Below are 6,156 nucleotides of genomic sequence, written 5' to 3'. Positions count from 1 at the left end.
ATTGGATGAGGATAGTAGTAATAATTTGAAAGAGAAGGTTGTTTTTATTTATGATTATTTTGAAAATTTTGAGGAAAGTGAAGGTGATTTTATTTCTTTACCGGAGAGCACTTTTCGCCGGTTAAGATGGGGAAGAAATAATGATTGGTGTTTTGTTAGTGCGGATGGAATTGGTGCTGATTATCATGATATGGCAATTTTCTCTTTAAAGAGTCCACCCTTTTTTGCCTTAATAGATTCACCAATTGTTGCCTTCTGGCATAAGTATAATATTGAATTTTATTATGATGGTTATAATTTAAAATGTTCAACGGAAAATTCTAATTGGCGTCTTTTATCTGCCTATCCCGGTTTAGGAGAAAGGTATTCAACAATTGCCTCTATTTGGACATTGGGGATAAGAGGAGAATCTTGTTATTCCGGTTATTCTGATTGGAAAATAAATTATTTTAAAATACCGGTTCCAAAGAATACTAAATTTTATTTAAGGTTTGATTTTGGTAGCGATAATGCTTGGAGTGAAGAAGGTGGTGTCTTTATTGATAATATTTATGGAATTGGTTTTTCTAATCTTTCTCCTTACTTTTGTTTAGAGATAAAAGAGTTTTCCTATCCCAAAGAACCGGTAGGGTGTGGCGATTATTTCCACCCAAAAGTAAGAGTGAAAAATTATGGTCTAATGAGTTGTGATAATGTTATATTACATTTAAGAATAAAACCAGGAGATTATTTTTCTGAAAGGGTAATTAATAATCTTTTGCCCAGTCAAGAGGCAGAAGTTATTTTTGATTATGCTTGTTTAGAATCCCTTTATAATATTTTATTATGCAGTCTTTATTATTATCCCGAAAAATATCCGGAAAATAATTATAGCCATTCATTAAGTAAATTAGTTCTTACTTATAATTACTATGAAGATTTTAGAGAATCAAATGGGTATTTTGAAACCAACGAAGGGTGGTATTATCGTTCCTATTTGGGTTTACCAGGTGACCCTGGTGGTTGGAGCACTTATTGTTATTGGAATTTAGCCAATTATATCCTTAAAAGTCCAACTTTTTATGCTTTAGTTGATACACCAATAATTGCTTATTGGCATAAATATGAGAATGAATTTCGTTTTGATGGTTATAATGTGAAATGTTCGGTTTTTGGCTCTCCTTGGCGAATTATTCACGCCTATCCTGGTTTAGGACATAGATACGATACCATTGCTCGTCCTGGTAATCGAGGAATTCCTAATGAATCTTGTTATGCCGGTTATTATCCTTGGCGAATAAACTATCTTAAAATTCCTGTTGATAGTGGAGAGTTTTTCAAAATTGCCTTCCATTTTGGTAGCGATGGTGACGAAATTTATTACGGAACAGAGATTGATAAAATCTACGGTTGTGGTTTTAAAAGAAGAATTCTTTATGATATGGGAATAAAAGAATTAATTTCACCTACTCAGTTAATGAAACATACTCGGTTTCAACCACAAGTAAGAATAAGAAATTATGGTGAAAGAAGTGCCCAAGATTTTTGGGTATATTTTTATATCGAAGACGGAGATTATGAAGATTCTATTTATATTCAAGAACTTTTGCCGGAAAGTGAGACATTATTGACCTTCTCTTTCTTTTCACCATTACCTAATCGGAGTGAATACTATGCGAACTGCTGGATTGATTTTCCTTTGGATGAAGTATGGGGAAATAATGAAGTAGATTATGATTTTTATGTCTATGATTATTTAGAAAGTTTTGAAGATGGTAAAGATGGCTATACCGCAATTCCTGAAAATGGTTGGAAGTATCTTAATATTAATAACAATTGGGTTTTCACAACAAGTATTTATGAGAATAATGCTAATTGGAAATTGCTTTCACCAATTTTTGTTGTTAAGGCTTCTCCGTGCTATCTTGCTTATTGGCACAAGTATAATACTGAATATAATAGGGATGGTTATAATATGAAATGTTCATTAGCCTATCCTTCAGCCAGATGGCAAATTATTTATCCTTATAATATCCGTTATGATGGACGGGCAAGCCCGAGTAATGTTGGTATTCCTAATGAAACCTGTTTTACTGGCAATAGAGATTGGAATTTTGTTTTCTTTAATTTACCTTTGGCTATTGGTTCAAGATTTTGTCTCTCTTTCCATTTTGGTAGCGACCAGGTAAATGTTGATTCAGGCGTAATTATTGACCAGGTATATGGTATTGGTTTTGATACCCTCACTACCGGAATTGAAGAAGTTAATTATCAAGAATTAGTATTATTACCCTTAATTATAAGAAAACCAATTTTGATTAACTTACCAAAAAAAGAGAATATTTCCATCAAGATTTTTGATATTACCGGAAAACTGGTTTATAAAAAGAGAGAGTATACTAACAAGGTGACAATCAAAAAATCTTTACCCAAAGGAATATATTTTATTAAAATAAAATCAAATTCTTTAAATGTAGAAAGGAAGGTAATATTGGATTTATAAAGCAAACATTCTATTTAAGGCTTCTTCGGCTTTTTTTCTTATATCTTCTTCAATAGTAATTTCATAAATCTCTTCTTCTAACGCCTTTAAGACTTTTTCAATTGTTATCTTTTTCATATTACTGCAGATAGCACTATCTTTTAAGGGTTGGCATTTTTTATTTTTATATTCTCTTTTTATTCTTTCACATAAACCAACTTCGGTTGCCAAAATAAGTTCTTCAAAGATGCTTGCTAATTTTACCATACCAGAAGTGGAAGCAATAAAATCTGCCATTTCACATACCTCTGGTTTACATTCGGGATGGGCAATAATTTTGGCATTTGGGAACTCTCTTCTCTTCTTTTTAATATCTTCCGGTTCAAAATAGAGATGGTGGACATAACAAAAGCCGTCCCAGGGAATTATATCTTTTCTTCCAGTTTTTCTTTTAGCATAATCTGCCAGATTTTTATCAGGCACAAATAGTATTGGTTTATCTTCCGGAATTTGGCTAATAACCTTAACAACATTGGCGGAAGTGCAACAAATATAAGAAAGGGCTTTTACTTCGGCAGTAGTATTCACATAACTGACAACATAAACATCCGGCAATCTATCTAATTGGATTAATAATTTTTCTTTATCCACCATATCCGCCATCGGACAACGAGCATTTATATCGGGAATAATAACCTTTGATTGGGGATTTAAAATTTTAGCAGTTTCTGCCATAAAATGGACACCGCAGAAGACAATTATTTCTGCATTAGTCTCTTTTGCTTTTAATGATAAATCCAAGGAATCACCAATAAAATCAGCCACTTCATAAATCTCTGGTCTTTGATAATTATGGACTAAGATAACTGCCTTTTTCTTTTTCTTTAATTCATTTATTTCTTTTATTATATCTTTCATAGCTCAACTCCTTATGAAGAATAATTTTTTCTTCATCAATTATATGTATTACTTCCACATCTTTTTTACTTAAGTCATCCGCAATATATTTCCGATGACAATAGAAGGGATACTTTTCTCGACAAAGGATAACCGCTGGTAAATAGGTAGCAGTTTTATAAATGATTTCTATTCCCTTTTTAAAATTTTGCGTTTCTGTCCATTTTAAATAGCCCCCTTTTCTAAAGCCACCGAGTTCATTTCCTAAATAAGTATAAGTAATTTTATTCTCTTCACAAATTATTATTAAATTTTCTCTTCTGAAATGTTCAAAATGAGAGGTAGGAAATCGACGGACATCAAAAATTACTTTTATTCGGTACTTATCAAGAATTTTTAAAAATTCTTCTTTTGTGCGGTTGGCAGTTCCTAAAGTATATATTCTCATTTAACAGGTTAGATGGAAAAGGCCAGCTTTTGCTTCTTTTAATTTATTAAAAATTTCTATTGCCTTTGGTGTAGGTAAGGCAACCAATCTTATTTTTTCTTTCTTTAAAAATTCGATCGTTTCTTCTTTTACTTTTAAAATACCGCTCTGCCCAGTACCGACGATGATAACTTCTGGTTTGGGATTGAGTAATTTTCGGGCTTCTTCTATGCTGAATTCATGATTATTACCGGTAAAATTTTCATAACGGTTTAAAATTTTGCCATTCGTCAAGATCAAGATATCGTGATCATATTTTTTACCATCAATAATTATCCAGCCGAAGCCGGTTTTTTCTATTTTCATTTTAAAGCAATAATTATTAAATTACCAAAAACTTCTTCTTGGATAAGTCTGATTTCGCCTAATCTAACTAATTCCAGTAGCAAAAAGAAGGTTACCACAATCTCTTCTTTACAATTAAAGTCATTGATTAATTGATTAAATTCTAAGAAACGCAAATTCCTTACTTTTTCTCTTATTTCTTTCATTTTTTCATCTAAATTAATCTTTCTTTTTTCTAACCAAGTAATTTCTGATGCTGTACTATTGAGGGATATCCAAACTTTTTGATAACTTTTTACTAATTCAAAAATGGTTAAAGGTTCTTCTAAATTCTCTTTTAGAAAATTCCCTTCACGGGAAAAGAATTTCATCTTTTCTCCTTCTAACTCCTTTAATAGGAGTGCTACTTTTTTATAATAGTTAAATTCTTCTTTAATTTTATAAAAACTGATTTCTTCTTCCTGTTGCTCTTTAAGAATAGGTTCTTCGTCTCTTTTTAATTTTAAAAGAGCCCGTAACTTATAACGGATTAAAAGAAGTGCCAAGAGGAGATATTCTGAAAGTTTATTTATCTCTTCGCTTGTTAAATCAGGTTTTTCTAAGTAAGGAGTGAGAAAGGATAGATATTTTTCGGTAACAAAGGCGATCGGTATTCTTTCTAAGGGAATTTCCTCTTTTTGAATAAGATAAAGCAGTAGATCTAAGGGGCCACTAAAAAAATCTAAATCTAATTCAAATCTCACAGAGTTCATACTCTCTTTTTCCTAGGCCAATTTTTTCTCCAAAGTCAAATATCTCATCATAATTTAAATGGGCATATAATTTAGTTATCACCTTTTTGGTAAGATCAAAACCGGCTTGGTCACAAGCCAAAGGGTCAAAAGAAATAAGAATTCCAACATCTTCCATTATCTTCTCTTCGGTCTTAGGGTAGCAATCACAATTAGGAGTAATATTGATTAGAAAATTAAAATGTAGTGCATAACGATTAATAAGAGTTGCTTTAGCATATTCTAATACCTTTTTTGCCAATATATCTGTACTCTGGTCCCAACGAAATTCAATCGCATGATTAGGACAGATTGCTAAACAACCAGCACAGCCCACACAAAGAGGTCCAATTTTAGCTACCTCATTATGAATTTTTATCGCTCCTTCCTTACAATAATCAACACAAATGCCGCAGCCAATGCATTTATTTTCATTGACAAAAGGATGAGAAGAAGAATGCATATCCAATTTACCCCCTTTGGCAGCTAAACCCATACCTAAATTCTTTAATACACCACCAAAACCAGTGGCTAAATGTCCTTTAAAATGGGCGAGATTAATAAGATATAAGTATCTTCTTAACTTTTGAGCAATCTTTGCTTTTTTGGTATATTGAGAGTTTATTATTACTTCGTAATAACGTTCACCGGCATTGCCATCGAGGATTTCAATTTGACAAAGGGTATTATCAAGGGTAAAACCATGCTCCCAAGCCAATTGGACATGTTCTTTTTTATTATTTCTCTTTCCTCGATACAAAGTGGCTGTTTCTACTAAGTAAGGTTGAATGGTTTTTTGAGCAACCAGTTCGGCTATTATTCTCACATACTCCGGTCTTAAATGGTTATTATTTCCCTCTTCCCCAAAATGAACTTTGATTGCCAATTTCCTTCCGTAATTTAATTTTTCCAAAAATTTGGTTAAAGAAAAAACCTTTTCAATCTTCTCTTTTAGATAATTTAAATTTTTCTCTTTATTATTATAAGGAATAAAATAAACAATACTTTTACTCATGGAAGGAAAACTCCCGCAATCTTCTTTTGGCAGAATTTACATTTACCATTAACAATATTATTTTCTAAAACCGAAAACCCTATTCTTTTTATCAATAGTTTATGGCAATAAGGACAATAGGTATTCTCATAAGGATGGCCAGGCACATTGCCAATATAAACATATTTCAAACCTACTTCTTTGGCAATTTTGTATGCCTTTTCTAAAGTAGAAATCGGAGTTGGCGGTAAATGGGTTAACT

The 6,156-nt window shown here is 31.9% G+C and carries 7 protein-coding genes; 1 reads left to right on the top strand and 6 read right to left on the bottom strand.

Annotated elements, in window-relative coordinates; all coding sequences use genetic code 11:
* On the top strand, positions 1-2,482 hold a 2,482-nt coding region (locus tag ABIK75_02845; protein ID MEO0090027.1), incomplete at its 5' end, for a T9SS type A sorting domain-containing protein.
* Here ABIK75_02845 and nadA read toward each other — a convergent pair.
* The 6 genes from nadA to ABIK75_02815 all read right to left on the bottom strand — a co-directional run.
* Positions 2,477-3,379: a quinolinate synthase NadA gene (gene nadA / locus ABIK75_02840; GenBank protein MEO0090026.1), complete on the bottom strand. Its 903-nt coding sequence runs from the start codon at positions 3,377-3,379 to the stop codon at positions 2,477-2,479. The genes ABIK75_02845 and nadA overlap by 6 nt on opposite strands.
* Positions 3,351-3,806: a DUF488 domain-containing protein gene (locus ABIK75_02835; protein ID MEO0090025.1), complete on the bottom strand. Its 456-nt coding sequence runs from the start codon at positions 3,804-3,806 to the stop codon at positions 3,351-3,353. The genes nadA and ABIK75_02835 overlap by 29 nt, the downstream gene beginning before the upstream one ends.
* Positions 3,807-4,151 carry an MTH938/NDUFAF3 family protein gene (locus ABIK75_02830; protein ID MEO0090024.1) on the bottom strand — a complete coding sequence of 115 codons (345 nt, stop codon included), beginning with the start codon at positions 4,149-4,151 and terminating at the stop codon, positions 3,807-3,809.
* The gene (locus ABIK75_02825) at positions 4,148-4,873 is read right to left on the bottom strand and encodes a segregation/condensation protein A (GenBank protein MEO0090023.1); all 726 of its coding nucleotides are present in this window, start codon (positions 4,871-4,873) and stop codon (positions 4,148-4,150) included. Before ABIK75_02825 ends, ABIK75_02830 begins: the two co-directional genes overlap by 4 nt.
* Complete coding sequence (locus ABIK75_02820; protein ID MEO0090022.1) at positions 4,863-5,915, bottom strand: DUF362 domain-containing protein; 1,053 nt, start codon at positions 5,913-5,915, stop codon at positions 4,863-4,865. Before ABIK75_02820 ends, ABIK75_02825 begins: the two co-directional genes overlap by 11 nt.
* On the bottom strand, positions 5,912-6,156 hold a 245-nt coding region (locus tag ABIK75_02815), incomplete at its 5' end, for a hypothetical protein (protein ID MEO0090021.1). The genes ABIK75_02820 and ABIK75_02815, both read right to left, overlap by 4 nt.

This window comes from candidate division WOR-3 bacterium (assembly GCA_039801725.1).
GTDB lineage: Bacteria > Hydrothermota > Tepidihabitantia > Tepidihabitantales > DTDR01 > DTDR01.
The sequence above is the reverse complement of the archived record's forward strand: the minus strand, read 5'-3'. Positions and strand labels throughout refer to the sequence as shown.